Annotated in this window: 27 protein-coding genes; 16 read left to right on the top strand and 11 right to left on the bottom strand. The window is 69.5% G+C overall.

Annotated elements, in window-relative coordinates:
* Positions 1 to 54 precede the first annotated feature (54 nt).
* Positions 55 to 636 (bottom strand): winged helix-turn-helix domain-containing protein, encoded by a 582-nt coding sequence (locus tag FB560_RS17270; protein WP_141873865.1) that lies wholly within the window; start codon positions 634 to 636, stop codon positions 55 to 57.
* A 74-nt stretch (positions 637 to 710) separates the two neighbouring features.
* Between FB560_RS17270 and FB560_RS17265 the strand changes: the two genes are divergently transcribed.
* From FB560_RS17265 to FB560_RS17255, 3 genes are all read left to right on the top strand, one after another.
* Positions 711 to 2,048, top strand: coding sequence for an MFS transporter (locus FB560_RS17265; protein ID WP_141873863.1), 1,338 nt, complete (start codon positions 711 to 713; stop codon positions 2,046 to 2,048).
* 71 nt (positions 2,049 to 2,119) lie between these two features.
* A complete protein-coding gene (locus FB560_RS17260) occupies positions 2,120 to 2,500 on the top strand; it encodes a hypothetical protein (RefSeq protein ID WP_141873861.1) in 381 nt (126 codons plus the stop codon).
* A 37-nt stretch (positions 2,501 to 2,537) separates the two neighbouring features.
* The gene (locus FB560_RS17255; protein WP_141873859.1) at positions 2,538 to 2,996 is read left to right on the top strand and encodes a GyrI-like domain-containing protein; all 459 of its coding nucleotides are present in this window, start codon (positions 2,538 to 2,540) and stop codon (positions 2,994 to 2,996) included.
* Positions 2,997 to 3,013: 17 nt separating this feature from the next.
* Here the strand turns inward: FB560_RS17255 and FB560_RS17250 are convergent, their stop codons facing one another.
* Positions 3,014 to 3,232, bottom strand: coding sequence for an SCO4848 family membrane protein (locus tag FB560_RS17250; protein WP_141873857.1), 219 nt, complete (start codon positions 3,230 to 3,232; stop codon positions 3,014 to 3,016).
* A 212-nt stretch (positions 3,233 to 3,444) separates the two neighbouring features.
* On the opposite strand from FB560_RS17250, the gene FB560_RS17245 reads away from it, so the two are divergent.
* The 4 genes from FB560_RS17245 (at position 3,445) to FB560_RS17230 (ending at position 8,635) form a co-directional block, all read left to right on the top strand.
* Positions 3,445 to 4,071 carry an RNA polymerase sigma factor gene (locus FB560_RS17245; RefSeq protein ID WP_229672960.1) on the top strand — a complete coding sequence of 209 codons (627 nt, stop codon included), beginning with the start codon at positions 3,445 to 3,447 and terminating at the stop codon, positions 4,069 to 4,071.
* Positions 4,068 to 4,526, top strand: coding sequence for a hypothetical protein (locus FB560_RS17240; RefSeq protein WP_141873852.1), 459 nt, complete (start codon positions 4,068 to 4,070; stop codon positions 4,524 to 4,526). The genes FB560_RS17245 and FB560_RS17240 overlap by 4 nt, the downstream gene beginning before the upstream one ends.
* A gap of 51 nt (positions 4,527 to 4,577) precedes the next feature.
* Positions 4,578 to 6,125: a S8 family peptidase gene (locus FB560_RS17235; protein ID WP_141873850.1), complete on the top strand. Its 1,548-nt coding sequence runs from the start codon at positions 4,578 to 4,580 to the stop codon at positions 6,123 to 6,125.
* A gap of 86 nt (positions 6,126 to 6,211) precedes the next feature.
* Complete coding sequence (locus FB560_RS17230) at positions 6,212 to 8,635, top strand: CHAT domain-containing protein (RefSeq protein ID WP_141873848.1); 2,424 nt, start codon at positions 6,212 to 6,214, stop codon at positions 8,633 to 8,635.
* A 252-nt stretch (positions 8,636 to 8,887) separates the two neighbouring features.
* Here the strand turns inward: FB560_RS17230 and FB560_RS17225 are convergent, their stop codons facing one another.
* Positions 8,888 to 9,331 (bottom strand): tautomerase family protein, encoded by a 444-nt coding sequence (locus FB560_RS17225; RefSeq protein WP_141873846.1) that lies wholly within the window; start codon positions 9,329 to 9,331, stop codon positions 8,888 to 8,890.
* Positions 9,332 to 9,451: 120 nt separating this feature from the next.
* Between FB560_RS17225 and FB560_RS17220 the strand changes: the two genes are divergently transcribed.
* Positions 9,452 to 9,985 carry a TetR/AcrR family transcriptional regulator gene (locus tag FB560_RS17220; RefSeq protein WP_141873844.1) on the top strand — a complete coding sequence of 178 codons (534 nt, stop codon included), beginning with the start codon at positions 9,452 to 9,454 and terminating at the stop codon, positions 9,983 to 9,985.
* Positions 9,986 to 10,152: 167 nt separating this feature from the next.
* The gene (locus FB560_RS17215) at positions 10,153 to 11,073 is read left to right on the top strand and encodes a phosphotransferase (protein WP_141873842.1); all 921 of its coding nucleotides are present in this window, start codon (positions 10,153 to 10,155) and stop codon (positions 11,071 to 11,073) included.
* 21 nt (positions 11,074 to 11,094) lie between these two features.
* Here FB560_RS17215 and FB560_RS17210 read toward each other — a convergent pair whose 3' ends face one another.
* From FB560_RS17210 to FB560_RS17190, 5 genes are read right to left on the bottom strand one after another with little or no spacing between them, the layout of a single operon-like run.
* Positions 11,095 to 11,874, bottom strand: coding sequence for a DeoR/GlpR family DNA-binding transcription regulator (locus FB560_RS17210; protein WP_141873840.1), 780 nt, complete (start codon positions 11,872 to 11,874; stop codon positions 11,095 to 11,097).
* A 37-nt stretch (positions 11,875 to 11,911) separates the two neighbouring features.
* Complete coding sequence (locus tag FB560_RS17205) at positions 11,912 to 12,769, bottom strand: class II fructose-bisphosphate aldolase (RefSeq protein ID WP_141873838.1); 858 nt, start codon at positions 12,767 to 12,769, stop codon at positions 11,912 to 11,914.
* On the bottom strand, positions 12,766 to 13,710 hold the full coding sequence (locus FB560_RS17200; RefSeq protein WP_141873836.1) for a 1-phosphofructokinase family hexose kinase: 945 nt from the start codon (positions 13,708 to 13,710) through the stop codon (positions 12,766 to 12,768). The genes FB560_RS17205 and FB560_RS17200 overlap by 4 nt, the downstream gene beginning before the upstream one ends.
* Positions 13,707 to 14,699, bottom strand: a complete 993-nt coding sequence (locus tag FB560_RS17195) for an ROK family protein (RefSeq protein ID WP_141873834.1) — start codon at positions 14,697 to 14,699, stop codon at positions 13,707 to 13,709. Before FB560_RS17195 ends, FB560_RS17200 begins: the two co-directional genes overlap by 4 nt.
* Positions 14,700 to 14,724: 25 nt before the next feature.
* Positions 14,725 to 15,621, bottom strand: coding sequence for an SIS domain-containing protein (locus tag FB560_RS17190; RefSeq protein WP_141873832.1), 897 nt, complete (start codon positions 15,619 to 15,621; stop codon positions 14,725 to 14,727).
* 361 nt (positions 15,622 to 15,982) lie between these two features.
* Between FB560_RS17190 and FB560_RS17185 the strand changes: the two genes are divergently transcribed.
* The 3 genes from FB560_RS17185 to FB560_RS17175 are packed head-to-tail and all read left to right on the top strand — an operon-like array spanning position 15,983 to position 19,151.
* Positions 15,983 to 17,227, top strand: coding sequence for an extracellular solute-binding protein (locus FB560_RS17185; RefSeq protein WP_141873831.1), 1,245 nt, complete (start codon positions 15,983 to 15,985; stop codon positions 17,225 to 17,227).
* A gap of 32 nt (positions 17,228 to 17,259) precedes the next feature.
* Positions 17,260 to 18,222 (top strand): carbohydrate ABC transporter permease, encoded by a 963-nt coding sequence (locus FB560_RS17180; protein ID WP_141873829.1) that lies wholly within the window; start codon positions 17,260 to 17,262, stop codon positions 18,220 to 18,222.
* Between the two features lie 2 nt (positions 18,223 to 18,224).
* Positions 18,225 to 19,151, top strand: a complete 927-nt coding sequence (locus tag FB560_RS17175) for a carbohydrate ABC transporter permease (protein ID WP_188895026.1) — start codon at positions 18,225 to 18,227, stop codon at positions 19,149 to 19,151.
* A 130-nt stretch (positions 19,152 to 19,281) separates the two neighbouring features.
* Here the strand turns inward: FB560_RS17175 and FB560_RS17170 are convergent, their stop codons facing one another.
* Complete coding sequence (locus tag FB560_RS17170; RefSeq protein ID WP_141873827.1) at positions 19,282 to 20,160, bottom strand: LysR family transcriptional regulator; 879 nt, start codon at positions 20,158 to 20,160, stop codon at positions 19,282 to 19,284.
* 93 nt (positions 20,161 to 20,253) lie between these two features.
* Between FB560_RS17170 and FB560_RS17165 the strand changes: the two genes are divergently transcribed.
* Complete coding sequence (locus FB560_RS17165) at positions 20,254 to 21,249, top strand: nitrilase family protein (RefSeq protein WP_141873825.1); 996 nt, start codon at positions 20,254 to 20,256, stop codon at positions 21,247 to 21,249.
* A 104-nt stretch (positions 21,250 to 21,353) separates the two neighbouring features.
* Here the strand turns inward: FB560_RS17165 and FB560_RS17160 are convergent, their stop codons facing one another.
* Entirely contained in the window at positions 21,354 to 22,520 is a 1,167-nt protein-coding gene (locus FB560_RS17160) for an ROK family protein (RefSeq protein WP_141873823.1), read from the bottom strand.
* 228 nt (positions 22,521 to 22,748) lie between these two features.
* Here FB560_RS17160 and FB560_RS17155 point away from each other — a divergent pair, with 228 nt between their 5' ends.
* Together FB560_RS17155 and FB560_RS17150 are read left to right on the top strand one after the other, a co-directional pair.
* The gene (locus FB560_RS17155) at positions 22,749 to 23,843 is read left to right on the top strand and encodes an ROK family transcriptional regulator (protein WP_141873821.1); all 1,095 of its coding nucleotides are present in this window, start codon (positions 22,749 to 22,751) and stop codon (positions 23,841 to 23,843) included.
* A gap of 92 nt (positions 23,844 to 23,935) precedes the next feature.
* Positions 23,936 to 24,529, top strand: coding sequence for a short chain dehydrogenase (locus FB560_RS17150; RefSeq protein WP_141873819.1), 594 nt, complete (start codon positions 23,936 to 23,938; stop codon positions 24,527 to 24,529).
* Positions 24,530 to 24,583: 54 nt separating this feature from the next.
* Here the strand turns inward: FB560_RS17150 and FB560_RS17145 are convergent, their stop codons facing one another.
* Positions 24,584 to 24,883, bottom strand: coding sequence for a chorismate mutase (locus tag FB560_RS17145; protein WP_141873818.1), 300 nt, complete (start codon positions 24,881 to 24,883; stop codon positions 24,584 to 24,586).
* A gap of 62 nt (positions 24,884 to 24,945) precedes the next feature.
* On the opposite strand from FB560_RS17145, the gene FB560_RS17140 reads away from it, so the two are divergent.
* Positions 24,946 to 26,163: an AI-2E family transporter gene (locus FB560_RS17140; RefSeq protein ID WP_141873816.1), complete on the top strand. Its 1,218-nt coding sequence runs from the start codon at positions 24,946 to 24,948 to the stop codon at positions 26,161 to 26,163.
* The last annotated feature ends 200 nt before the right edge of the window (positions 26,164 to 26,363 follow it).

The following is a 26,363-nucleotide window of genomic DNA, read 5'->3' as shown; positions in this document are numbered from 1 at the left end:
GGCGCGGCATTCGTCGTTCCCGGCACGGCATCTCCCGCTCCGGGAGCGGACGGGTCAGATCCGGTCGTCGGCGGCCAGCAGGTCGATCTGCCACGCACGGCTGTCCGGATCATCGCGGTCGTGCGCCTCGACGGCTTCGGACATCACATCCTCGATGCGCTCCATCAGCGCATCGAACTCGGCACCGGTCAACCGCACGGAGCGCTGCGAGAGCGCCGCGTGCGTCTCGGTCGTGCGTCCGCTGATGTACTCAGGCGTCCAGGCGAGCACGCGGCGCAGCATCTCGCTGTGCTCCTCGGCGACCGCGTTGATCATGACCCCTCCGAGCACCTCGTCGGCGACCGGGTTCTCGGGTCCTCCGACGCTCAGCGACTGTCTGCGCGCGACCCATACGCGGTCACGGCGGTCGCGAGCACGCTCGGGAGCCTCCTCGATCAGCCCTGCGTCGGCGAGCACGCGCAGGTGGAAGCTCGCACTGTTGGCCGCGACATCCAGCGCCTCGGCGATGTCGGCGGCCCGCAGGTACTCGCGCTGTCGGAACAGGTGCAGCATCTGTCGCCGGAGCGGATGCGTGTACGCCTTGAGCATGGCCGACGTCATCCATACCGGATCGGGTCGCTTCTGCTCCTCGCTCATAGCGCGAGTCTATCCGCACAGGAAATTGCGCAATAAGACTTGCGCAATTGTTCTTGCGCATCTACTCTCGACCCATGACCACCGTGACCGCCCCGCACCGCCTGTGGCGCAACACCCGCTACCTGACCTGGCTCGTGAGCGATACGAGCAAAGGACTCGCCGGCGCACTGTTCGGCTTCGCGATCCCCCTGCTCGCCCTGATCATCACGAACGACCCCGCTCAGGCCGGCATCATCGGCGCCGCCGCGATGGTCGCCCGCCTGCTCACGACACTGGCCGGCGGCATCCTCGCCGATCGGCATCCGCGCATCGGCCTGATGCTGTGGGGATCGCTGCTCGGCATCCTGCTCGCGGGGGCGTTCACGGCCCTCGCGCTCTCCGGCTCGCTTACCTTCACCACGCTGCTGGTGATCGATGTGCTGCTCGCGGCCCGGAGCGGACTGTTCGACGTCGCGGGCGAGAGCGCGATCAAGGAGATCGTCCCCGACGACGGCATGGGGCGCGCGCAGGCCGCCAACCAGGGGCGCGATGCCGCACTCCAGCTCGCCGGCGGACCGCTCGGCGGCCTGCTGCTCGGTGTGGGCGGTTGGCTCGTCGGCGTCGTGATGACCGTCTGCCATCTGATCGCCGCGCTGACCGCATGGATGCTCGGTCGGGGCCGCTCGAGCGAAAACGGAGACGATGCCGACGAGCCCCGGCGCGCCGGGCCGCGCCCCGCCGGCGCCGCGACGGATGATCCCGGTTTCGACGCCGCCCCCACCGCGAAACCGAACGCCTGGCGGGAGATGCGCGAAGGCTTCGCCTGGCTGTTCTCCCGGCCCGACCTGGGCGGCGTGCTCCTGATCATCACGATCATCAACCTGGGCTTCAACGCCGCGATCACGACCGCGATCTACGCGCTGCAGCAGGACGGCTATCCGGAGCTCCTGATCGGCACGATCTCGGCGGGGATCGGGATCGCGATGCTCGCCGGCGCGATCGTCGCCCCACTGCTCGTGCCGCGCATCGGTGCCGGCGTCCTGACGATCGCCGGGCTCGCGGTCGCCGCCGTCGCCGTGATCGGACTCTCGATGGTGACCGTACCGTGGGCGATCGTCGCGGTGCTGGGCGCCGCGGTGCTGCTGCTGCCCTCGCTCAACGCCGGCATGATGGGCTACTTCATGGTCGCGACCCCGTCGCATCTGCTCGGCCGCGCCAACAGTGCGGCAGGCGTGCTGGGTATGGGAGCGATGCCCATCGCGCCGCTGATCGCCGGCTTCGGTCTGACGGTGTTCGGGCGACAGGGGACGATCCTCGTCTGCGCGGGTCTGTGCCTGATCGCCGTCGTGCTGGCCATCGGCAACCGGGCCCTGCGCGCGCTCCCGGTCGAGTCGAAGTGGGCCGCGCACGCGAAGCAGTTCGAGGTGCGGTGAGGCGTCGAAGCAGGCATCGCATCGCACTCCTCTAGGGTGGCGTGTGGGCGGCAGGGCCCCGAGGAGGAGCGATGCAGTCACGACGATGGCCGGCGATCGCCGTGCAGGCGGCCGGACTGCTCGCCGCCGCCCTCGCCGCCACCTGGACGATCGCGCACCTGATCTCCGTGACGGTGCACGCGCCCTCGCAACTGCGTGACGTGGCCTTCGGATGGCCGATCCCCTGGTATCACCAGGACCTCAGCCGCTACCAGCCCGCCGACTACCCGACCACGGTCGAGATCGTGGGCGATCGGGTCGATCCCGTTCCGACCACCGTGGACTGGCTCGCCCTGGCCGGCGATGTCGCGCTGACGGCGCTCGCGCTCTGGGCTATCGTGGCTGCACTCCTGCATCTGCTCGGACCCGCGCTGCGCCGCAGGCTCGCAGGGCGCGAGGCGCAGAAGCACTGACCGGACCCGCCACGGCGCGGGAGAGAGCGAGACACCGATGTCCGAGATCGAGATCACCGAGAAGACCCTCCCCGCCGTACGGCTGGCCGCACTGACCGAGACGGTGGCGACACAGCCCGAGGTGGCGGCCGTCGTCGGCCCGCTGTTCGACCGTGTCGCGGATGCGCTGGCCGCGGTCGACGCCTCGCTGGCCACACCGATCGCCGAGTACGACATGGACGAGAACGGCGTGCGCATCACGGCCGGCTTCGTCTACGACGGTCCAACGCTCGACGGGGTCGACATCGTGGAGCTGCCGGCCGCGGCGAGCGCGGTCTCGGGCGTGCACCGGGGCGAGATGGCGAAGATCGATCAGAGTTGGAAGGCGCTGTACGACGCGATCAACGCCCGCGGACTCCAGGCGCAGGGGCCGTGCCGCGAGGTGTACGTGCGGGCGGAGTCCGAGGACCAGCTGGACTGGATCACCGAGCTGCAGCAGCCGGTCGCTCAGGGCTGAGGGCCGGCCCCCGCCGACTACAGCGCGCCGGTGAGAGCGGCGATGCCGAGGAGCGCCGAGACGAGCGCGAGCACGAGGGCGATCGAGATCAGCACCACGTGCACGGTGAGGAACGGCGTCGCCTTGCCGTTCTCGTCGCGGGCCCGCGGATCCTTCGCGACCCGCTTGTAGAACTGCGGCCAGACGACGGCGTTGAAGGCGGCATTGAGGAAGAGCACGATGGCGAGGGGGATCACCTCTCCACGCTATCGGCTCGGTCATCCTCACGTTCTGCAGGAGGATGCTCCCCTTTCCGGAGGAATCACCGCGAAGAGGTCCTGCGTTCGGCAGGTTCTCCTGCACACCGCGTGGCAGTCCCTGCGGAACGATGCCGAAACGGATGCTGCGACGCCCGATGTATCAGGAAACCCTTGCCGTGCTCCTGGTAGGTGTGATCACAATGGGCTTCATGATCGACGGTGCACCCGGCGCCGCTCTCGATCCTGCATCGGAAAACGGGCCTTCGCGGTGGCAGCGGGCGGCGGATCTCTTCGACGCATGGCGCGAGGGCGACGGTCGCGCGATGGACGAGCTGGTGCGTCTGATGACGCCCGTGCTCTGGCACGTCGTGCGCGCCTACGGGCTCGAGCGGACGCTCGCGGAAGACGTCGTGCAGACCACCTGGTTGCAGCTGGTCCGCGGCCAGGATTCGATCGCCGATGCTCGGGCGGTCTCCGCCTGGCTGACCACGACAGCCCGCCGCGAAGCCTGGCGTGTGGGCAAGGCGCAGGGTCGCGTGGACACCACCGATGCCGATGACCTCGACATCCTCCTCCCCGAGCAGCAGTCGGCGGAGGAGCACGCGACGCTCAGCGACGAGAAGCGGCGACTCTGGGCGGCCGTGAAGCGCCTGGCCGAACGCTGCCAGCGACTGCTGCGCGTGATCGCGTTCGAGGACCGCCCCGACTACACCCGCCTCGCGGCTGATCTGGCCATGCCGATCGGGAGCATCGGTCCGACCCGCCAGCGCTGCCTCGCCAAGCTCCGCGCCGTGCTGGACGCGCCGACCGCACCGAGCGCAGGAGGGTTCGCATGAGCGATCAGGAAGATGCCGAGGTGTTCGCGCAGCTGCGCGCTCTGTGGCGGGAGGTCGACCCGGTTCCGGCGACGTTGATCGACCGCATGATCGCCGCGGTCGCCTCCGACGGGCTGAGCCATGAATACGCCCTGCTGACGCTGGTGGAGAGCGAGCTGGGATCGGTGCGGGGAGATGCCGATGCGCTGACCCTGCAGTTCAGCGACGGGGTCACCAGCATCCTGCTGCACGTGACGACGACGGCATCCCGACGCCGACGTGTCGACGGATGGGTCGACACCGCCACTGCCGAGATCACGCTCGTGCAGGGTGAGAAGTCGCGTGCGACGGAGCCGGCCGAGACCGGACGATTCTCGTTCGACGAAGTACCACCCGGACTCACGCGGGTGCATCTGACGACGACCGGCGTGGACGGGGAGCCCCGCACGCTGTCGACGCCGCAGTTCGAGTTGTAGACCGCCTTCGGGCGCACGGGCGCGGGACCACCCGCACGGAGAGGATGACCGATGGAGCAGCCCCGAGGGTGGACCTGGCAGGACCGCGCGGAAGGATCGATCCGGCGGGGCACCGCGCTCGATCCGAGCCTGGAACCCGTGGACGGCATCCGCGCCTTCCCCACCGCGTATCTCCCCGAACGGCTGCTCATCACCCAGGATGTGGAGGACAACGAGGCGTATGACCGCGAGATCCGCACGCTGCGCGACGCTGCGGACAGCTTCGGATGGCTGCTCGAGATCGAACAGGGCGACGGCGTCTCCCGGGAGCTCGTTCCCGGTGTGCCCGGATTCCTGCGCGCGCACCTGACCACGCCGGATGAGCCGGGGCGCGGGGAGTCCCCCGTCGCGCCGGACGCGTGGCGGGTGCTGCAGCGGGCACGCCGCATGTCGCGCTCGGTGATGCCGCGCACCGGCCTGGAGCACGTGCTGTCGATCGACCCCGTCGGGCTCAATCCGTTCAGCCGCACCAACCCGTTCAGTCGGACGAACCCGTTCAGCCGCACCAACCCCGTGGAAGGACGAGGCGCGGGCGGCAGCGACGACTACCTCGAACCGGGCAGAGGGGCGCGACAGCCGGTGACCTGGCTCGGACCCGCACCACGCCGCGGACCTGCGCCGAAGCGCGGCCGTCGGCCCGTGGTCGCGGTGCTCGACACGGGCTGCGGGGTGCATGACTGGCTGCCGGATGACATCGTGACCCGGCACCTGGAACTCGACGGCGTCCCGATCGGACTCACGGATGACGCCGACCCCGAGCGCTACCCCGACCTCTACGGGCAGCTGGACGGAGAGATCGATGCGGTCGCCGGACACGGCACCTTCATCGCCGGCATCATCCGACAGGCCGCACCGGATGCCGACATCGTGTCGGTGCGGGTGGCGGGGGCGCTCGGCGTCGTGGACGAGAGCGCCCTGCTCGAGAGCCTGGCGCAGGTCATCGAGCTGTTGCGGCGCTACCGGGAGGACCCGAAGACCGGCCATCCGATCGACGTGCTCAACCTGTCGCTCGGGTATTACCACGAGACCCCGGTCGACGGTCAGTTCAGCCGCACCCTGTACGCCCTGCTCGCGAAGGCGCGCGAGCTCGGATGCGTGGTCGTGTGCTCGGCGGGCAACGACGCGATCGACCGTCCCTCGTTCCCGGCATCGCTCTGGCCCTGGCCCGGCGCCGACAACGGCATCGGGCCGGATCACGGCGCCCCGCACGTGTCGGTGGGCGCGCTGAATCCGTCGGCGCGATCGGTCGCCCTGTTCTCGAACGTCGGCCCCTGGGTGCGGGTGTACGCGCCGGGTGCGGCCGTCGTGAGCACCTCACCGGCCTTCGTCGGCGGTGCCCAGGCGACGACCAGGGCCGATGTCGACGGGCTGCACCGTGAGACGATCGACCCGGACGACTACCGCGGCGGCTTCGCCGTGTGGAGCGGCACCTCGTTCGCCGCCCCCTACGTCGCCGGCCTCATCGCCGGGCACCTCGGCGTCATCGGCGTCGGGCGGGTGGACGCGGCATCCGCCGTCAAGGCCGCCCTGGCGACGCTGCCTTCGCCGTCCGTGGACTGAGCCGCCGGGCGAACAAACCAGGACGCTGCCCCTGGACAAGGCCTCCGGCTCTTCCGCCCGGGGCCGGGGCACGGCATTCTGAGTGGATGCCCCTGTCCGCACAAGAGCTGCACCGGCGCGGGGTCGAAGCGGCCAACTCCCGACGGTTCGCGGCGGCCCGGCGTGCGCTGACGACGGCATCCGCCCGCACGGACGATCCCGACCTGCGCGCCCGCATCGACGGCACCCGGGCCTATGTGCTCGCCCAGACCGGGGAGCCGGCGGAGGCGGAACGCCTGTGCCGCGACGCCCTCGACCGCGAAGGACTGCGCGACGAGACGGTCGCGGTGCTGAGCGGACAGCTCGGCACGCTGCTGATGCACTCCGGACGGCTCGACGAGGCCGAGACGATGCTCACGCGTTCCATCGACGCGATGCGCACGGAGACCACCGAACTCGCGAACTGCCTCATGAACAGGTCGATGCTGCGGATGCAGCAGCATCAGCTCGAAGCCTGCATCTCCGACCTGCAGCGTGCGGTCGCCGTGTACGAGGCCAACGGCGACGAGGAGCCTCTCGCCGAAGCGCGACACAACCTCGGCTACGCGGCGCTGCTCGGGGGCGACCTGGTCACGGCTCTCGCACTGATGACCCGTTCGCGGCCGACTCTCGCGGCGACCAGCGACCTGGCCGCCGCGATCAGCGACCTGGATCGCGCCGAGGTGCTGCGCGACGCCGGCCTCACGACGGAGGCCGAAGCGCTGCTCGGCCGCGTGGCTGTGCAGTTCGGGGCGCAGCGGATGCGGCAGGCGCGGGGCGAGGCCGAGCTCCATCTCGCCCGTTCCCTGCTGCGCCACGATGCGACGGCCGCCGAACGCACGGCACGTACTGCGGCCCGCCGGTTCGCCGCACTCGGCAGTGCCGGGTGGGAGGCGCGCGCCGACGCCGTGCGACTGGAAGCCGGGCTGAGCGCCGGTACGCGTACCCGCCCCGACGACGATGAAGTGCGACGCACGGCATCCGCCCTCGACCGCAGCGGTCTGCGCACCGAGGCGACCGCACTGCGCCTCAGCGCGCGGCGCGAGGGCGGGGGACGGCTGCCGACTGTGGCGGACGATGCTCCCGCGCCGCTACGGCTGCGTGTGCACGAGGTGCGGGCGGCGAGGGCCGCCTCGGCCGGACGCCCCCGTGACGCCCTGCGCGCGGCGGCCGAGGGCCTCGACCTGCTCGCGGGATGGCAGCAGTCGTTCGGCGCGCTCGACCTGCAGGCATCGGTCGCGATGCAGGGGAGCGAGCTCGTCTTCGCCGGGCTGACCGCCGCCGCGCGCACCCGTGATCCGGAGACGCTGTTCGCCTGGTCCGAGCGGGCACGGCACCTCAGCCAGCAGGTCGCGCCGTTGCGCCCTCCGCACGATGACGCCCTCGCCACGGATCTCGCAGAACTGCGGATGCTGCGCGCCGACCTCGCCGGTCAGGACTGGACCACCGATGCCCGCGTGCGCGTGCTGCGCGATCGGGTGCGGGAGCGGCAATGGTCCTCGACCCGCTCCGGGGGCACGCGTGAACGCATCAACCTCGCGGCGACCACAGCCCTGCTCGATGCCGACACCGCGGTGCTCGCGTACGTCTTCACCGGGACGGCGCTGCACTGCGTCGTGGTGACGGCATCCACGGCGCGCATCGTCGACCTGTCCCTGTCACTCGTGCAGTCCGCGCTCGACGGGCTCCGCGCCGATCTCGACGTGGCCGCCCTCACACGTGGTGGGCCGATGGCGGAGGTGATCGCCCGGTCGCTCGACGCGCGCCTGGCCCTGCTCGACGCCGAGCTCCTGGCGCCCGTGCGCGGATCGGCGCGGCAACTGGTGGTGACATCGCCCGGCATCCTCGCCGGGGTGCCCTGGGCGATGCTGCCCGGCATGCACGGCACCCCGTTCACCCTCGCGACCTCGGTCTCGCGGTGGAGCGGCGATCGTCGGGGCCCGCACGAGACGGGGGACCGTATCGGGTTCGCCGCGGGTCCTCGCGTGCCGCGCGCCGGTGAGGAGATCCAGCAGGCCGCCGCGGCGTGGGGCGCATCTCCCGTGCAGTTGCACGGCGCGGAGGCGACCGTCTCGGCCGTCACGACACTCGCCGGCTCGACCGATCTGCTGCACATCGCCGCCCACGGTCGCCATGCCGTCGACAACCCGCTGTTCTCGGGCTTCGAGCTCGCCGACGGCACCCTGTTCGGCTACGACGTCGATCTGATCCCGACCGTGCCCGACACCGTGATCCTCTCCGCGTGCGAACTCGGCCGCTCCTCGGTGCGCTGGGGCGAGGAGGCGCTCGGCATGACGCGGGTATGGCTGCACGCGGGGACGCGGTGCGTGATCGCGGCTCCGGTCGTCGTGCCGGATGACGTGGCGTGCGAGCTGCTGGGTGCCGTGCACGGGGAGCTCGCGGCCGGGGCGACCCCTGCCGCAGCGCTGGCCGCGGCATCCGTCTCGACCGGCCATCGCGCGCCGTTCCAGTGCCACGGAAGCGGATTCTGAACTTTTTCTCCATTCGGTGTATCACCGGGGAGGGGAAGCGCTCCTGTTCTTCGGAAGGTGTCATGCGGAGGGCCTCGGAAGGTCGAGGCGCAAGGGAGGCGCAGTCAACGCGGAGTCTCGCGCACTGGGGAGTGCGAGACGACACGGACACCAACTACTCAGAGTGTGCAGCGGTATGCAGCCGTGACGCGCTCGCGAGGCCTCGGCGTCGTGGGGACGCCGGGGCCTTCGTTGTGGGTGGGCGGCCGCTGATCAGGAGGCCGCGCCTCCACCCTGCAGCGATGCGATCTCGGCACGGGCGGCGGCGACGATCTCGTCGTTGGTGTGCGCGTGGCCCCAGAGTCCCCATCCGCCGGGCGCTGCCTCACCGAGGGTGACCCAGGTGCGCTGAGTGAGCGTGTCATCGCCGGCGGCCCGGGCGACCAGATCCGTCAATCGCCGCACAACGGCGATCTGCTTGTCCCGGTCGAGTGCGCCGGCGTTCGTGAGTACCTGCACCCGCACGTGGTTCGAAGCTCCGTCGACGTTCGAGATGCTGCCCGCGGGCAGCTCGTGCACGAACGCGGCGGTGTTAGTGCGGAACATCGGGATGTCGGGAACCTGCTCGACGTCCTTCACCGTAGCGGCGGCCTCGGCAGCGAGCGCGTGAACATCGGGGAAGGTTCCGGCGGTGGCGTAGATGTCGATCATGGGCATGGCGATCTCCTCGCGGGTCAGGTGTCGTCAGAATTATGACGAGCGTCATAGAACGATAGAATATGATTGGCGTCATAGTCAATACGAGAGGGAGAAATGGTCTCTGAGGCACGGGAGCGGATGGTACGCACAGCCGCGATCCTTCTGGCGAAACGAGGATTGCAGGGCGCCTCTTTCTCCGAGGTGCTCGCCGCGTCGGGGGCCCCACGAGGATCCATCTATCACCACTTCCCCGAGGGGAAGGATCAGCTCGTGACCGAGGCGCTCGCCCTCGCGCAGGGCCGCGCCCTTGCCGAGCTGGAGAAGCATCGAGATCAACCGGCCACCGAGGTCGCGCGGGCGTTCGTCCAGCTCTGGCGCGACGTGCTCGTCGCCTCCGATTTCCAGGCAGGATGCGCCGTCGTCGCCGTCACAGTCGCCGCGGAGGAGGATGCCCTCGTCGATACCGCCGCGGGAGTCTTCCGGGAATGGCAGGAGACCCTGACTGCCCTGCTCACGTCCGGCGGAGTGTCCGCAGACCGCGCTCCGTCTCTCGCCGCCCTGCTCATCGCGGCCTGCGAAGGAGCGGTCATCGTCGCGCGCGCGCAGGGGTCACTCGACCGGTTCGACGCGACCAGCGAGGAACTGATCGGAGTCGTCGCCGCGGCGAGCTGAGATTCGCGCCGGCTGCTGCCTCTTGATCCTTCGAGCCCGTCCGGAAGCCCCTCGCATCACATGAAGGAGATCTCGCGTCCTGAAGGCCCAGACGCCGCATCCGCTCCTTCATAACGCGAGATCTCCTTCGTACCGGGCGAGCACGAAGGCCCCCGTAGGATCGTCCGATGGCACGAATCGACTGGGCACAGCTTCCTCCTGACATCCAGCGCCGCGTCGAGCGCGTGGCGGGCGCCGAGGTCCGCGAGGCGCACACCCAGACCGGAGGATTCTCCGCGGGTATCGCCTCCCGCGTCACCTTCGCCGATGGGCAGCGGTTCTTCGTCAAGGCGGTGCCGACGACGACGCAGGGGACGTTCGAGCTCTATGCCCGCGAGGCCGAAGTGCTGCGGGCGATCCCCCGCGAGCTTCCCGCCGCGCACCTCGTCGGTGCGTTCACACAGGACGACTGGACCGTGCTCGTGATCGAGGATGTCGAGGGGCTGCACCCGGAACGCTCCGTCTCCTCGGCCGACACCGCGCACGTCCTCGATGCGATCGCCGCGCTGGCGGCCGTCCCCGCAGACCGGACGCTCCCCCGCCTCTCCGACGAGCTGGCCGACGATGCGCACTCCTGGAGCAGGCTTGTCGCCGAAGGACTCCTGGAGACGACGACCCCCTGGTGCGTGGCGAACGTCGACCTGCTGCGTGCAGCCGCAGAACGCGCACCCTCTGCCGTCGCGGGCGATCGGCTCCTCCATGCTGACCTCAGAGCGGACAACATCCTCATCGACTCGTCGGGACGCGCGCGCCTGCTCGACTGGCCGTGGGCAGCGAGAGGAGCGGGCTGGGAAGACGCACTCCTCTACCTACTGGACCTGCGCGTCGAAGACTCCACCGCCAACGTGGCACCGCTGCTCGACCACCCGGCATTCGGGAGATCCCGCACGGATGACCATGTGGCGCTCTTGGCCGCGGTGGCCGGGAGCTGGTTCGAGAAATGCCGCCTTCCTGCCCCGCCGGGGATGACGACGCTGCGCGACTTCCAGCGCCGAGAGGCGATCGCCGCCGTCGAGTGGATCGCGGAGCTCTCCGCCGCAGCCGACTGACTCCGACCCGCGAGACCCCCGTCACCCCGCGAGCAGCACCTCATGCCCGGCGTCACGGAGCGCGGTGACCGCGGCCGCATCCGCTCCGGCATCCGTCAGCACGGTCGGGAACAGATCGACGCCACCCACGGCGGCGAAGGCCACGACACCGAGCTTGCTGCTGTCGGTGACCACCACCGCGCGGCGGGCGCGTTCGGCCATCATGCGGTTCACGGCGGCCTCGCGTTCGTCGTGCGTGGTCGCGCCGGATTCGGCATCCATGCCGTTCACGCCGATGAAGGCGATGTCGAGACGCACGCCGCGCAGCAGCTGCTCCACGAAGGGGCCGACCAGCTCGTAGCTGCGGGAGTGGATGACGCCGCCGGTGACGACGACCTTGATGTCGGGGCGGGTCGCCAACTGGGCGGCGATGTTCACGGCGTTCGTGACCACCGTGATGCCGGCGCCGGCCGCGAGGTCGTCGCGCGCGGCAAGGGCCGCAGCGATCGCGGTCGTCGTCGTGCCGCCGGAGAGTCCGACGACCATGCCGGGGGCGACGAGGTCGGCTGCGGCCTGGGCGATACCCGCCTTCTCGTGCGTGCGGAGGTGGCTCTTGTAGCGGATGGGCAGCTCATAGGCGACAGCCTGCGCGACCGCTCCGCCGTGCGTGCGGGTGAGCAGTCGCTGCTCCGCGAGCGAGTCGAGGTCACGTCGGGTGGTCGCGGCCGAGGCGCCGAACTGCTCGACCAGATCCTCGACCGTCACCTCGCCGGCGTCGGCCAGCAGGTCGAGGATCGCGTTCAGCCGCGCGGCGCGCTTCATCGCCGCCCCCGGGCGGATGCCGTGTGCGCGAGGGGTGTCATCCCGCCACCGTATCGTCCTCGGCGAGCGCGAACAGCCGCAGCAGGCGCGCAGCCTCCACCGCCAGCGCCTCGCGCGCCGGCGCGAGGTACTTGCGCGAGTCGACGAGACGCTCATCGTCATCGAGCACCCCGCGGACGGCGCGCGTGAAGTGGCCGTTCAGATGCGTCGACACGTTGATCTTCGCCATGCCCGCGCGGACGGCCTGAGCGATCACGTCGTCGGCCACGCCGGATGAGCCGTGCAGCACCAGGGGAACCGGCAGCGCCGCATGCAGGCGTGCGATCAGGTCGAGATCGAGGGAGGCGGTGCGGTCGATCATGGCGTGCGACGATCCGACGGCCACGGCGAGCGCGTCGACACCGGTCGCGGCGACGAACGCCCGCGCCTCGTCCGGATCCGTGCGTACCCCCGGCGCGTGCGCACCGTCCTTGCCACCGACCTCGCCGAGCTCGCCCTCGATGTAGACGCCGGCCGCGTGGGCGCGGGCAGCCACTGCGGAGGTGAGCGCGACGTTGTCGTCGTAGGGCAGGACGCCGCCGTCGAACATGACCGATCCGAATCCGAGGGCGATCGCCTCGTCGACCAGCTCGGGACGCTCGGCGTGATCGAGGTGCACCGCGACCGGCATCGCCGCACGGCGGGCCACGGCGAGCGTCGCGAGCGCGATCGGCTCCAGCCCCCCGTGATAGTCGGCGCAGTTCTGCGAGATCTGCAGGATCACCGGCAGCTGCGCGAGCTCGGCCGCACGCACCAGCCCCTCGGCGGTCTCGAGGTGGATCACGTTGAAGGCCCCGATCCCCCGGCCGGCAGCGGATGCCGCAGCGACGAGTTCACGGGCGGAGACGAGGGTCACGAGAGGTCCTTCCGGACGGAGTCGGGGTCGGGGCGTGAGACCCGCAGCTGCGCGGCGAGCGTCGGCCACTGCGGGGAGATGTCGCCGGCGAGCGGCATCAGCACGGCGGCCGCCGACCACGCGGCCGCGCGGCGCAAGATCAGTTCGGGGTCGCGCTCACCTTCGGCGTAGAGCACGGCGCAGGCGGCCACCGCCGCGTCACCGGCACCCGTCGGGTTTCCGGCGAGAGGTTCATCCAGGCGGGCGTGCACGAGTTCGGATGCTGTGACCGCCAGCATCCCGGCGGCGCCCAGCGAGAGGAGCACGAGCTCGGCGCCTCGGGCGAGTAGCGCACGTGCACCATCGACGGGGTCGGTGATCCCCGTCGCCTCGGCGAGTTCGGCCCGATTCGGCTTCAGCACCGATGCGCCGGCCGCTGCCGCGCGCAACAGGGCGGGCCCCGAGGTGTCGACGATCACCGGCACTCCGGCATCCTTCGCGACGGCGATCAACAGCGGGAGGAACCCGTCAGGGGCGCCGGGCGGGAGACTGCCCGAGATCACGAGCACACGCGCGCTCGGCAGGGCGTCGACCACGGCCGCGAGCAGATCCGCCCACTCCTGGTCGCTCGGGTTGAGGCCGCGCTCGTTGACGATCGTGGTGTCGCCGAGGGCTTCATCGACGATCGCGATGCTGCGGCGCGTGTCCTGGGCGACCCGCACCAGCGAGTGCGGCACACCGCTGCGCCCGAGTTCCTCCGCGAACTCCTCGCCGCTGCGCCCACCCGCCGTCGTGATCGCCCGCACCACGGCACCTTCGGCATGCGCGACCCTGGCCACATTGAGCCCCTTGCCCCCGGCCCGCACGGCACCGGCGTCGGCGCGATGCGTGTCGCCGATGCGGAGCTGGTCGACGTGCCAGGTGAGATCGAGGGCGGGGTTGGGGGTGACGGTGAGGATCATGCGACCTCCCGCGCCCGCAGCGCCGCCCCGAGCAGTCCGGCGTTGCCGGAGAGCTCCGCAGGGACGAGCACAGGCAGGCGGTGGAAGCTCAGTCGGGCCGCCAGCCGTTCGCGGAGTTCGTCGAACAACGCCCCACCGGCGCGCGACAGGCCTCCGCCGATCACCACCGCCTCCGGCGCGATCACGGCCGTCAGCTGCGCGAGCGAGAGGGTCAGCGCGTCGAGCGCGGAGTTCCAGATGTCCGCAGCGGCCTGATCACCGGCAGCGGCACGGGCGATCACATCCTTCGCGCCGTTCGGGACGATCCCCGTGGCCGCGTGATAGCGGCGAGCGATCGCGCCGGCCGAGGCGACCGCCTCCAGACAGCCCCGCGCGCCGCAGGGGCAGATCGGCCCTTCCGCGACGGGCGAGTGTCCGATCTCACCCGCATACCCGCCCGCGGTGTACGGCACGCCGCCCACCAGCAGGGCGCCGGCGATTCCGGTGCCGATCACCAGGACCACCGCGTTCTCATAGTCGCGCGCTCCTCCGAGGAGGCGCTCGGCCCAGCTCGCGGCGCGCACATCGTGATCGAACGCGACCGGCAGCCCCAGTCGCACGCTGGCGAGATCGCGCAGCGGGGAGTCGTGCCAGCCGAGGTTGCTGGCGAACACTCCGAGTCCGGCATCCGCATCCACGATCCCCGGCACCACGAGGCCGACGGCCTGCGGTTCGACGTCGGGATGCGCCGCACGCAGCTCCGCGGCGAGCACGCCGAGACGTTCGATGAGCACTTCGGTGCGATCCCCGTCGACGATCGGCGTCGGGGTGCGGCGGAGGCCGTGCGCGGTCCCGTCCGCGTCGAACAGCGCTGACTTGATGTCGGTGCCCCCCACATCGAAGGCCAGCACCGGCACACCGGCGCCCAACCCGCGAACCGCGGCGAGCGCCTCACCCGAGGCGTCGCGCACGACGTCGGGGACGGAGGCGGCGGGGTCGGACCTGGTCATCATCGGCTCCGGTCGGGCGTCGGCGTCATGCGTCCAGGATGACGGATCGCGTGAGGTTGCGGGGCTGATCCGGGTCCAGTCCCCGCGCGAGCGAGCGTTCGAGCGCAACCCGGTGCACGCGGACGAGCTCGGCGAGAGGATCGATCGGGTGCTGCACGAAGCGGGCACCCGTCGCCTCCACCTGCGCCTGGAGCCCCTCGGGAGCCGCGCCGAACTGCCAGGTCACCCGTCCGGGGGCCGCGATCGCGATCGGCCCGTGGCGGTACTCCATCGACGAGTAGGACTCGGTCCACGACTGCGAGGACTCGCGCATCTTCAGCGCCGCCTCATGGGCGAGACCGGTCGTCCAGCCGCGGCCGAGGAACGTGTACTGCTCCGCGTCGCGGAGCTCCTCGTCAGCCGGAGCGGCGAGCACGGCGGAGGCATCGGCGATCGCCGCAGTGAGGTCCTCCCCGAGCGAGGCGCGGAACAGCGCGAGCGCGGTGGTGGCGAAGCGCGTCTGCACGACCGACTTCTCGTCGGCGAACGGCAGCAGCACCGCCTCGTCCACGAGAGAGACGAGGGGCGACTCCGGGTCGCCGATCACGCCGATGGTGGGGATGCGGCCCTTGACGCGCTCGACGAGTTCGAGCACCTCGGTCGTCGTGCCCGAGCGTGTGAGCGCGACGACGGCGTCGTATCCCCGGTCGACGAACGCTTCGGATGCCGTGAACGCATCGGTCTCACCGAGGCCGGCGGTCTCACGCAGCGCCGCGTAGGACTGCGCCATGAACCAGGACGTTCCGCATCCGACGACCGCGATGCGGGCTCCGGCAGCCGGGAGGAGCGCCTGCGCGTCGCGCAGATTAGCCGCTGCCGCCCAGGTCTCGGGCTGCGAGGTGAGCTCTTCGTGCATGTGTGCGCCGGGTGACGATCCAGTCATCGGAGTGCCTTTCTCAAGAATCTTTGCGTGATTGTGATTGTTTAAGCGTTCAGTCGATCATAGTATGGCGCTCATGGAGATTCGCTAGAGGATTTTCTTGATTTGTTTATTCGCCTGACAAATAATCGAACAAGTTCCACCGCCTCGACGTCACGCCCCATCGTCATCGAGGACTCGAGTCGAACCGACTTGAACGATCACGACCGCCACCCGGCGGGACCGATCACCACGCACCGTCGCGTGAAGTGCTCTGCGACTGTGCATCGCGCCCCCTCCACCGAACGGCGGAGTCACTCCTCACCCGAGTGGCACCCGTCCGACGGAGCGGCAACCCACACACACAGTGAGGAATGCAACACACATGAAGAAGTCACTGCGATTCGGCGCTGTCGCTCTTGCGGCAGCCGCCACACTCACGCTCGCTTCGTGCGGCTTCGGCGGTTCGACCGGCGACAGCGGCGACGCCGGAGGGTCGACCACGCTCGACCTGCTGGTCCCCAGCTACTCCGACGGCACCAAGGCGAACTGGGAGACCGTCATCAAGGGGTTCGAGAAGGCCAACCCCGACATCAAGGTCAAGCTCGAGGTGCAGTCCTGGGACAACCTCGAGAAGGTCGTCTCCACCAAGATCCAGGCCGGCGAGGCACCCGACATCTACAACGGCGGACCGTTCGCCGGATTCGTCGGCGACGAGCTCCTGTACCCGGTGAAGGACGTCGTCTCGGATGACGTCTACTCCGACTTCCAGGAGTCGTTCCTCGCGAACGCCGAGGTCGACGGCACGGCATACGCGCTGCCGCTGATCGCGTCGGCTCGTGCCCTGTTCGTCAACAACGCTCTGCTCGACCAGGCCGGCGTGGAGGCTCCGACCAACTGGGATGAGCTGCTGGATGCCGCCACCAAGGTGTCCGCGCTCGGCGGCGGAGTGGCGGGCTACGGCATGCCCCTCGGATCCGAAGAGGCGCAGGCCGAAGCGGCCGTGTGGCTGTGGGGCGGAGGCGGATCGTTCGGCGACGCATCCGAGATCACGATCGACACCCCCGAGAACCTCGTGGGTGCCGAGCAGATCAAGAAGATGATCGACGCCGGCGCGACCCAGGCCGACCCCGGCTCGACGCAGCGGTCGCCGCTGATGGACATCTTCATCCAGGGCAAGATCGGCATGCAGGTGGGTCTGCCGCCGACGGTCGGACAGATCGCCGAAGGCAACCCCGACCTGGACTACTCCATCGTCCCGATCCCCACCAAGGACGGCTCGGCGTTCACGCTCGGCGTCATGGACCAGCTGATGGCGTTCCAGAACGACGATGACAAGAAGGAAGCGATCACCAAGTTCTTCGACTACTACTACTCGGCCGACGTGTACGTGCCGTGGGTGCAGGCCGAAGGCTTCCTCCCGGTCACCAAGTCCGGTGCCGAGCAGCTCTCCGGCGAGGAGGCGCTCAAGCCCTTCCTCGACGTGCTGCCCGACGCGCAGTTCTACCCGTCGACGAACGCCAAGTGGTCCGCCGCAGACGGTGCGTTCAAGTCCCTGTTCGGCCAGCTGCAGGACCAGCCTGCCGCTGACGTGCTGAAGCAGATCCAGGCACAGGTCGACGCAGGCTGACGCCTGCCGATCGGGAAGGTTCGGGTACACGAATGAGCCAGACGACACAGTCCTCGAACCTGGCGGGGGCGGCCTCCGGTCGCCCCCGCACCCCCGACACCCCGCGGGGAAGGTCGCGGGGGAAGGATCTCCTCCAGGCCCTGCCCTGGATCGCACCGGCGCTGGTGCTCATCATCGGCGTCGTGCTGTTCCCCGCGGGCGTCATGTTCTACAACTCCACGCGGGACATCTCCCTCTCCGGCCTCGACAAGGGCTCGGTGGGCTTCGACAACTTCATCACGGTCTTCACGTTCACCGAGTTCTGGCCGATCTTCTTCCGCACCATCGTGTGGGTCGTCTCGGTCGTGCTGTTCACGGTGGTGATCTCGCTCGGACTCGCGCAGATCCTGAACAAGGCCTTCCCCGGCCGACAGATCGTGCGCATGGCCGTGATCGTGCCGTGGGCGGCATCCGTCGTGATGACGACCATGGTCTTCTACTACAGCCTCGAACCGTACTTCGGGGTCTTCAACAAGTTCCTGTATGACATCGGACTCTCCTCCGACTCGGTCGGCTACGGGTGGACCAAGAACCCGACGACCGCCTTCATCTGGTCCATCGTGATCGCGATCTTCGTCTCGCTGCCCTTCACGACCTACACGATCCTGGCCGGCCTCCAGGCGGTGCCCGCCGACGCACTCGAGGCCGCGAAGATGGACGGCGCCGGAGCCACCCGCACCTACTGGTCGATCGTGCTGCCCCAGCTGCGCAGTGCGCTGGCCGTCGCGATCCTCATCAACATCATCAACGTCTTCAACTCGCTGCCGATCCTCAAGGTCATGACGGGGTCGATCCCCGGATACGGCGCCGACACGATCATGACGATGATCTTCAAGTACATCGAGCTGCAGAAGAAGGTCGATGTCGCGAGCGCCCTGTCGGTGGTCGCCTTCCTGATCGTGATCCTGATCGTCGCGGCCTACGTGAAGATCGTCAAGCCCATGAAGGAGGTCTGATCGTGACCGTCACCGAGACAGAGCTCGTCACCACCGCAGGCCGAGGCGGACGCAGCCTCCCGCCCGTCCCCGGACGCAAGCGCCGGTACACCGCCGATCAGGTCAGCCTGCCGCGGGTCATCCTGCGCACCGCCGCCGGATTCCTCGTGCTCGCGATCTTCGTGCTGCCGTACCTGATCATGTTCTTCGGCTCCGTGAAGACGAAGCCGCAGATCCGCTCGGTCGACCCGACCTACCTCCCGACCGAGTGGCACTGGGAGAACTACATCACGATGTGGTCGACCCCCGAGACGCCGTTGCCGTACAACCTGATCTCGACGATCATCATCGCGGTGTTCGCGACGCTGCTCGTGCTCGCGGTCTCCCTGCCGGCGGCGTACTACACGGCCCGCTTCAAGTTCCCCGGACGCATGGTCTTCCTGTTCCTGGTGATCGTGACGCAGATGCTGCAGCCGGCCGTGCTCACCTCCGGCCTGTTCCGCCAGTTCACGACGCTCGGCCTGGGCGACACCTGGGCGGCGATGATCTTCATCAACGCGGCGTTCAACCTGTCTTTCGCGGTGTGGATCATGCACTCCTTCTTCGCCGGCATCCCCAAGGAGGTCGACGAGGCGGCGCAGATCGACGGCGCCGGTCGCTTCACGGTGCTGTTCAAGATCAACCTGCCGCTCGTGTGGCCCGGCATCGTCACCGCGATCGTGTTCACCTTCGTGGCGTGCTGGAACGAGTTCGCGGCTTCTCTGGTGATTCTGTCGACCGACAAGAACCAGCCGCTCTCGGTCGCGCTGACCAAGTTCGTCGGCCAGTACGAGACCAGCTGGCAGTACGTGTTCGGTGTCTCGATCGTCGCGATCCTGCCTGTCGTCATCCTGTTCATGCTCATCGAGAAGCGCCTGGTCGGCGGTCTGACGGCGGGCAGCGTCAAGTAGTTCGGTTCGTGTCGGACTCCCGATTCGAAGGAGATCGCACGGGATGAAGGAGCGGATGCCGTATCGGCTCCGTCATCTCGTGCGATCTCCTTCATACGTGGTGCCGGGTGCCGCACGGGACCGGTGGGACTCAGTCGGCGGAGATCCGCGCGAGCTCGTCGAGGAATGCCCGGACGACGGGTGTCTCGTTGTCCGCACGCCAGATGACGCCGACCTCCCAGCGCGCGCTCGCACCGTCGAGTCGGTGCATCGACACTCGGGCCGGGGCGATGTTGCGCACGCTCTCGGGGACGATGGCGGCGCCGATGCCGGCGGCGACGAGGGCGAGGACCGTCTGGAGATCGTCGGCCTCTTGGATCGCGACCGACGGCACGCCGATCTCAGCCAGGTACATGCCCGTCTGGGCGGCCAGGCCGGGGCCGCGCCGGGACGACAACCGAACGAGCGGATGATCGCGCAACCACTCCCCGAGCGACGACCCCGCGGGTGGCGCCTCCCATGCTTCCGGATGCGCGATGATCAGCCTGTCGGAGAGAACGGCGACGGAGCGCAGGTCTCGGGGTGACGGCATCCGTCCGAACGCGACGTCCAACTCTCCGTCTCTGACCGCCTGGATCTGCGCCGACGACGACATGTCCTCCAACCGGACCGTCACTCCCGGAAAGGCGGAGCGGAAGGCCGCGACCACGCGAGGAGCGACCGCGATGCTCGACAGGCCGAACCCGACCGCCAGGTGCCCCTCGTCTCCCGCCGCCATCCGCTTCACCCGCGCCTCGAACCGATCGGCGAGTGCGACCACCGCTCGCGCGTCTTCCAGAAGCGCCGCACCGGCGGTCGTCAGAGCGGCTCCCTGACGGCCGCGACGGAACAAGGGCGTCCCGACCAGGGCCTCCAACTGCTGGATCTGCTTCGTGAACGCCGGCTGCGTGATCGACGACGCGGCGGCAGCTTCACTGAATGTCGATCGATCCGCCGCGAGGACCAGAGCACGCATCAAACGGATATCCATTCCTGAAGGTTATGTGAAATCGATCAGAACTCATTGGAACTTATTCCGGGGATGCTCTTGACTGAGGTCATCGACGACGAGAGGAATGACCGGATGACCGGATCAGCCACCGACCTTCGGGTTTCCGTGGTCCAGTTCGAAGCGGTGCCGTCTGACAAGACCGCCAACCTCGCCACCGTGCGGCGTCTCGCCGAACAGGCCGTCGCCGACGGCTCGCAGCTGGTCGTCTTCCCCGAGATGTGCCTGGCCGGCTATTGGCACCTCACCACGTCGAGCACGGAGCGCCTTCGCGAACTGGCGGAGCCCGCCGAAGGCCCTCTGGTGCACTCCCTCAGGAAGATCGCGGCCGACCTCGGCTCGGGCATCGGGGCAGGCTTCCTCGAAGCCGACGGAGACGAGCTCTTCAACTCGTACGCGGTGTGCTTCCCCGACGGATCGACGCACATCCACCGCAAGCTGCACGCCTTCGAGCACGAGGCGATCTCGAGCGGCGCCGGGTACACGGTGTTCGACTCGCCCTGGGGAGTGCGGATGGCCATCCTGATCTGCTGGGACAACAACCTCGTCGAGAACGTGAGGGCTGTCGCGCTGCTCGGAGCGAAGGTCCTCATCGCGCCCCACCAGACCGGTGGAACGAACTCCCGCAGCCCGCACGGCATGAAGGTCATTCCGGCGGAGCTCTGGCACGACAGATTCGAGAATCCTGAAGCCCTGCTCGCTGCCGTCAACGGTCCCTCCGGTCGCGAGTGGCTCATGCGCTGGCTCCCGGCACGTGCACACGACAACGGGATCTTCCTCCTCTTCAGCAACGGCATCGGCCCGGATGCCGACGAGATCCGCACCGGCAACGCGATGATCCTCGACCCATACGGACGGATCATCGCCGAGACTCCCGTCGCCGACGAGGCCGTGGTGACCGCCGACCTGGACTGGGAACTCCTGCCCCTGTCGACCGGACGCCGCTGGCTGCTCGGCCGACGCCCCGAGCTCTACGGCGCGCTGACACAGCGCTCCGGCCTGGAACGCGACGCACGCACCGCGCGCCACTCCGACGTCCCGGTCCCCGACGACTTCCAGATCGAGAACTGACCCGGCTCCGCTGCGGGTTCGGGAGGAGATCTCGGCTTCGGGAGGAGCGGATGCCGCGGCGGCTCCTCCCGAACGGGAGTTCTCCTCCCCGCGCGGGGCGGACGTCAGTGCGAAGCGCGCGACGCGGCGATCAGCTGAGCCGGACTCCAGCGCACGCCGAGCACCGCGGTGAGCGCAGCCTGGGCCGCCCCCGCCGATTCCGTCGCGCGTGTGTCGGCGTAGCGCACCGGCACCGTCGCCGTGCCGCGCGCGTGATAGTCGGTCTCCTGCTGCAGCAGCGTGAGGAACCGGTCTCCGAGCAGGGTGGCCGGTCCGCCGATCACGACCTCGGTCGGGTCGAGCAGCGCGCTGATGAGCTTGATCGCCCTGGCGAGGGCTCGCGCACCGGCCCCGAGGTCGGCCTCGTCCGCGGTGACGGCGAGCGCGGCGACCGCGTCCGCCTCCATCGCGTCGGTGAACTCCGCGCCGAGCAGGGCCGACAGGGATGCCGCCGACTCGAGGCAGCCGTATCGACCGCACCGGCACTCGCGCGCCGCATCACCGAACTCCACCTGCACATGACCGATCTCACCCGCACGATCACGCGGTCCGGGGGCGAGGTCTCCGTCGAGGGTGATCGCCGCACCGACTCCGCCACCGAGGTGGATGAAGAGCCGGTAGCCGGAAGGGGATTCTTCCATTCCGGCCTCTGCGATCGCTTCGGCATCGACGTCGTTCACCAGGAGCACGGGAGCTCCGAGCAGCGCTTCGAAGCGTGCGGCCAGGGGCACGTCCTGCCAGCCCAGCTGCACGCTCTCGAACACCGAACGGCCATCGGTCGTCCCCGGCAGCTGCACGCCGGCGGCGATCACGCGGGTGCCGTACTCGGCGGCGATCGCGATGATCGCCGCATCCAAGGCCTCGTCGCGCGATTCGGCGGTGTAGGCGAGGCGTCGCGTGTCGATCTCGGCGCCGTCGAGCGCGACGAGGGCGACGCGGGCACTGGTGGGCTGGACGACGAGAACGAGGATCAGGTGGTGACGGGCATCGACGCTGAGTGTGGTCGCCCGCTTGCCGCCGGTGCTCGCCGCCTGCTCCCCGTCGACGATGAGCCGGCTCTCGATGAGCTCGGCGACCAGGGAGGATGCGGTGGCCGCGGTCAGCCCCGTCGCGCGTGCGATGCCGGCGCGGGTCTGCGTGCCCGAGCTGCGGAACACCAGCTGCAGCGCGCGGCGCAGGTTCGCACGCCGGACGGATGCCTGCGTGTCGAGGGCATCGTCGCTGTTCAGCATGGGTTTCCGTTCGTCTGCGCGCCGGGGAGCACGATTGACAGATCAGGCGCCGCTCCGTACGCTCGGCACAGTTAGTTTATTTACTAAACTTAGTGGCAGAGTCCACCTCAGCCACAGTGTCCGCCGCCTGCGAAGGAGCATCGTGCACTACTCCCAGATCTTAGGACGCCCGGCCGTCACGGTCCTGGTCGCGTCACCCCCTCGCGGGGCACGAACGGACGCGCTCGCATGAGCGCCCTCCTCCCTCCGGCAGCGGCGAACTCGACGACTCGCGCCTCGCTGGGGAACACGCATGCCCAGGGCATCCGTCACCGCAATCGCGGTCTCGTGCTGCGCACCCTCATGCAGCACTCCGTCGTCAGCCGCGCCGATCTCGCCCGGCTGACGGGGCTCGCGCGGCCCACGATCTCCGATCTCGTCAAGGATCTGCTCGACGACGGCGTGCTGCGCGAGAGCGGACAGAGCCAGGATGCGCGGCCGGGGAAGCCTGCGGTGATGCTCGAGTTCGACCAGCGCGCGGTCCAGGTGATCGCTCTCGATCTGAGCGCGCCCGACCATGTCGCCGGTGCCCTCGCCACCCCGGACGGGCGCCTCGCGCACCGACTCGAACGCCCGACCGCCGGCGATCCGGTGACGGCGGCCGCAGCACTCGTCGGAGAACTCTTCCTGCTCGCCTCCCACCCCCCGCTCGGAGTCGGGATCGGCGTGCCGAGCGGCTCATCCGCGCTCCTCGGCCTGGGCCCGCTCCTCGCCCAGACGATCGACGCCCCCGTGCACCTGTTCGACGACGCCGACCTCGTGGCGGATGCCGAGCTGCGCTTCGGCGACATCGACTCCGACTTCCTCCTCGTACGCCTGGGCGCGCGCATCGGAACAGCCATCCGCGCCTTCGACGACGACGGCGCCCCCGTCGAACGATCGACCGTGGCCCGCGAGCTCGCGCACGTCGTCGCCGGCGGCGACCCCGGAGACACCTGCCCGTGCGGCCGCATCGGCTGCGTGCACGCCTGGGCATCCGTGCCCGCGCTGTCGCGCAGACTCGACGCAACCGCGAACGCCGATCGGGCGGCTGTGCTCGCCGCCGCGGGGTCGCGCCTCGGAACCTCGCTGTCGGTCATCGCCGCAGCCGTAGACCTGCCGACCATCGTCCTGAGCGGCCCCCTGCCGATCGTGGGAGACGAGCTCATCGCAGCGACCGCTGCTGCCGTGCAGGCGGCCTCGCACCCTTCCCTCGGCCCCGTGGTGCGACGGAGCACACTCGACGACGCCGTGCTGCAGGGCGCTGCCGCCCGCGTGGTGGCGCTCGCGTTCAGCGCGCGCTGAGACCGGCGGGCTCCGGCCCTCGCCGCCGCCAGGGGTGGAAGACTCGAAGAGGCGTCCGGGACGGATGCATCGGCAGACGGAGAGGACACCCCATGAAGGCACTCGTCATCGGAGCGACCGGCAGCATCGGCAACGTCGTGGCGACGACCCTCGAATCCCGCGGCCATGACGTCGTGCGCGCGTCACGCCGCGGCGAGACCTCCGTCGACGTCACCGATCCGGCATCGATCGCCGCACTGTTCGCACAGGTGACGGATGTGGATGCCGTCGTGGTGGCCGTGGGCTCCGTGCCCTTCAAGCCTCTCGCCGAACTCACCCGCGATGACTACCTCGCAGGGTTCACCGGCAAGACGCTCGCGCAGATCGACGTCGTGCGCCAGGCCCTCGCGCACCTCAACGACGGCGGATCGATCACGGTGACCAGCGGCGTGCTGGCCCGCGAGCCCATCGCCACCGGTGCCGCCGCCGCGATGGCGAACGGCGCGCTGGAGTCCTTCGTGATCACGGCCGCCGCCGAGGCGCCGCGCGGCATCCGCATCAACGCGGTCTCGCCCGACGTGCTCGAGAACTCTCCCGGGTATCACGCGTCCTTCCCGGGACACCGCCCGGTCACCGACGACGAGGTCGGCACGGCCTACGTGCGCGCCGTCGAAGGAGTCATCACGGGACGCATCCTGCCGGTCTGACGGCTATCCGGCGACAGCACCCGTCGGGCTGACCGACGATGCAGCGCCGGGGGCTCAGCGCCCTTCCGCTGCCTCGGTGTGGTGACGGATGACCTCGGCCACCACGAAGTTGAACCACTTCTCGGCGAACTCGGGGTCGAGGTGCGCCTCCTCGGCGAGCGCGCGCAGACGTGCGACCTGCTGCTCCTCACGACCAGGATCGGATGCGGGCATCTCATACTCGGCCTTCAGGTGCCCCACCTGCTGCGTGGCGCGGAAACGCTCGGCGAGCATGAAGATGAGCGCGGCGTCGATGTTGTCGATGCTGGCGCGAAGTCGGAGCAGTTCGGCCTTCGGGTCCGGGGCAGCGGTCATGCCCCCTACTCTAGGGCCGCGCGCAGCCGGGATCCGTTCGTGGGCACCGCTATCGTGAGCACATGAGCAACGACGAGTCGCCCGCATCCGCCCCCGCTGAGAAGGCCGCGGACGGCGCCTCCGAGAAGATCGCGCAGCCGGCGATGGCGTCCGTCCCCGTCGAGGCAGCGCCCTCCGAGCAGCAGCCGGCACGTCGGATCGCGGTCGAGCCCATGACGCCGAGCCGCTCCTTCTGGACGCGGATCGACCGCCCCTTCGTCTTCGGCTTCCTGGTGACGCTCGGCGCACTCGGGGCGATCCTGCTCGGCCTCGCCCTCAGCAACCTCGCGACCGTCCTCATCTACATCGCCCTCGCGCTGTTCGCCGCGCTCGGGCTCGACCCCTCCGTGCGCTTCCTCGAACGCCGCGGCCTCCGGCGCGCGGTCTCGGTGCTCATCGTCATCCTGAGCCTGATCGTGGTCGTCGCACTGATCCTGTGGATGGTGCTGCCGGTCGTCATCGAGCAGATCGCCAGCTTCGTGCGGTCGGTCCCCGGCATGATCGCGGACTTCCAGCGCAGCGACGTCTACGCGACCCTGGAGAAGCAGTTCGGCGATCAGTTCGAAGACCTCGTCGCCGACGTGCAGAAGTTCCTCACGGATCCGGGCAACATCGCGACCATCGGCGGAGGGGCGCTGAAGGTCGGCGCCTCCATCGCGACGGGGATCTCCGGCGTAATCGTCGTGCTGGTGCTCACGCTCTACTTCGTCGCATCGCTGCCCGGCATGAAGCAGAGCCTGCTGCGCCTGGTCCCCGCCCGCGACCGTGCCCGCACCAGCGAGATCACCGACCAGATCACCGACTCGGTGGGCGGCTACGTGATGGGCATGGTGGTGCTGGCCTTCTTCAACGCGGTCCTCGCGTTCCTGCTCTACTTCTTCCTGGGTCTGCCCTTCCCCCCGCTGATGGCGACCGTCGCGTTCTGCATCACGCTGATCCCGCTCGTCGGTTCGGTGATGTTCTGGATCATCGGCACCACGCTCGCCCTGTTCACGAACCCGGTCGGGGCGCTGATCTTCGCGATCGTGTACCTCGTCTACATGCAGATCGAGGCGTACGTCATCACGCCGCGCGTCATGAACAAGGCGATCTCGATCCCCGGTTCCCTGGTCGTGATCGGTGCCCTCGCCGGCGGCACGCTGCTCGGCCTGCTCGGCGCTCTCGTGGCGGTGCCGGTGGCGGCATCCATCCTCATCATCATCAAGCAGGTCTGGATCCCTCGGCAGGACGCCCGGATCTGACCCGGCGACGCCCCTTCCCCTTTCCCTTCCCCTTCCCCTTCCCCTTCCCCTTCCGTCGAGACCCATCGCGCGCGCCGAGACCCACCCCGCGCAACAGATCCACCGGTGGGTCTCGGCACCCCCGGTGGGTCTCGGTGCAGGGAGGCGCGAAGGGGCGCGCGCAGGGCTCCACACGCAGAACCGCCCACACGCAGAAGTGC

The sequence above is a fragment of the Microbacterium saperdae genome (assembly GCF_006716345.1).
GTDB lineage: Bacteria > Actinomycetota > Actinomycetes > Actinomycetales > Microbacteriaceae > Microbacterium > Microbacterium saperdae.
Note: the sequence above shows the minus strand (reverse complement) of the source record. Positions and strands in the feature narration are given on the sequence as shown.

Coding starts and splice junctions, on each gene's coding strand:
- FB560_RS17255 (WP_141873859.1), top strand. CDS start 2,538: ATGTCCGAGATCGAGATCACCGAGAAGACCCTCCCCGCCGTACGGCTG.
- FB560_RS17265 (WP_141873863.1), top strand. CDS start 711: ATGACCACCGTGACCGCCCCGCACCGCCTGTGGCGCAACACCCGCTAC.
- FB560_RS17215 (WP_141873842.1), top strand. CDS start 10,153: ATGGCACGAATCGACTGGGCACAGCTTCCTCCTGACATCCAGCGCCGC.
- FB560_RS17140 (WP_141873816.1), top strand. CDS start 24,946: ATGAGCAACGACGAGTCGCCCGCATCCGCCCCCGCTGAGAAGGCCGCG.
- FB560_RS17180 (WP_141873829.1), top strand. CDS start 17,260: ATGAGCCAGACGACACAGTCCTCGAACCTGGCGGGGGCGGCCTCCGGT.
- FB560_RS17160 (WP_141873823.1), bottom strand. CDS start 22,520: ATGCTGAACAGCGACGATGCCCTCGACACGCAGGCATCCGTCCGGCGT.
- FB560_RS17245 (WP_229672960.1), top strand. CDS start 3,445: ATGATCGACGGTGCACCCGGCGCCGCTCTCGATCCTGCATCGGAAAAC.
- FB560_RS17235 (WP_141873850.1), top strand. CDS start 4,578: ATGGAGCAGCCCCGAGGGTGGACCTGGCAGGACCGCGCGGAAGGATCG.
- FB560_RS17195 (WP_141873834.1), bottom strand. CDS start 14,699: ATGACCAGGTCCGACCCCGCCGCCTCCGTCCCCGACGTCGTGCGCGAC.
- FB560_RS17220 (WP_141873844.1), top strand. CDS start 9,452: ATGGTACGCACAGCCGCGATCCTTCTGGCGAAACGAGGATTGCAGGGC.
- FB560_RS17210 (WP_141873840.1), bottom strand. CDS start 11,874: ATGAAGCGCGCCGCGCGGCTGAACGCGATCCTCGACCTGCTGGCCGAC.
- FB560_RS17150 (WP_141873819.1), top strand. CDS start 23,936: ATGAAGGCACTCGTCATCGGAGCGACCGGCAGCATCGGCAACGTCGTG.
- FB560_RS17200 (WP_141873836.1), bottom strand. CDS start 13,710: ATGATCCTCACCGTCACCCCCAACCCCGCCCTCGATCTCACCTGGCAC.
- FB560_RS17185 (WP_141873831.1), top strand. CDS start 15,983: ATGAAGAAGTCACTGCGATTCGGCGCTGTCGCTCTTGCGGCAGCCGCC.
- FB560_RS17155 (WP_141873821.1), top strand. CDS start 22,749: ATGAGCGCCCTCCTCCCTCCGGCAGCGGCGAACTCGACGACTCGCGCC.
- FB560_RS17190 (WP_141873832.1), bottom strand. CDS start 15,621: ATGACTGGATCGTCACCCGGCGCACACATGCACGAAGAGCTCACCTCG.
- FB560_RS17240 (WP_141873852.1), top strand. CDS start 4,068: ATGAGCGATCAGGAAGATGCCGAGGTGTTCGCGCAGCTGCGCGCTCTG.
- FB560_RS17260 (WP_141873861.1), top strand. CDS start 2,120: ATGCAGTCACGACGATGGCCGGCGATCGCCGTGCAGGCGGCCGGACTG.
- FB560_RS17170 (WP_141873827.1), bottom strand. CDS start 20,160: ATGGATATCCGTTTGATGCGTGCTCTGGTCCTCGCGGCGGATCGATCG.
- FB560_RS17225 (WP_141873846.1), bottom strand. CDS start 9,331: ATGCCCATGATCGACATCTACGCCACCGCCGGAACCTTCCCCGATGTT.
- FB560_RS17230 (WP_141873848.1), top strand. CDS start 6,212: ATGCCCCTGTCCGCACAAGAGCTGCACCGGCGCGGGGTCGAAGCGGCC.
- FB560_RS17145 (WP_141873818.1), bottom strand. CDS start 24,883: ATGACCGCTGCCCCGGACCCGAAGGCCGAACTGCTCCGACTTCGCGCC.
- FB560_RS17165 (WP_141873825.1), top strand. CDS start 20,254: ATGACCGGATCAGCCACCGACCTTCGGGTTTCCGTGGTCCAGTTCGAA.
- FB560_RS17270 (WP_141873865.1), bottom strand. CDS start 636: ATGAGCGAGGAGCAGAAGCGACCCGATCCGGTATGGATGACGTCGGCC.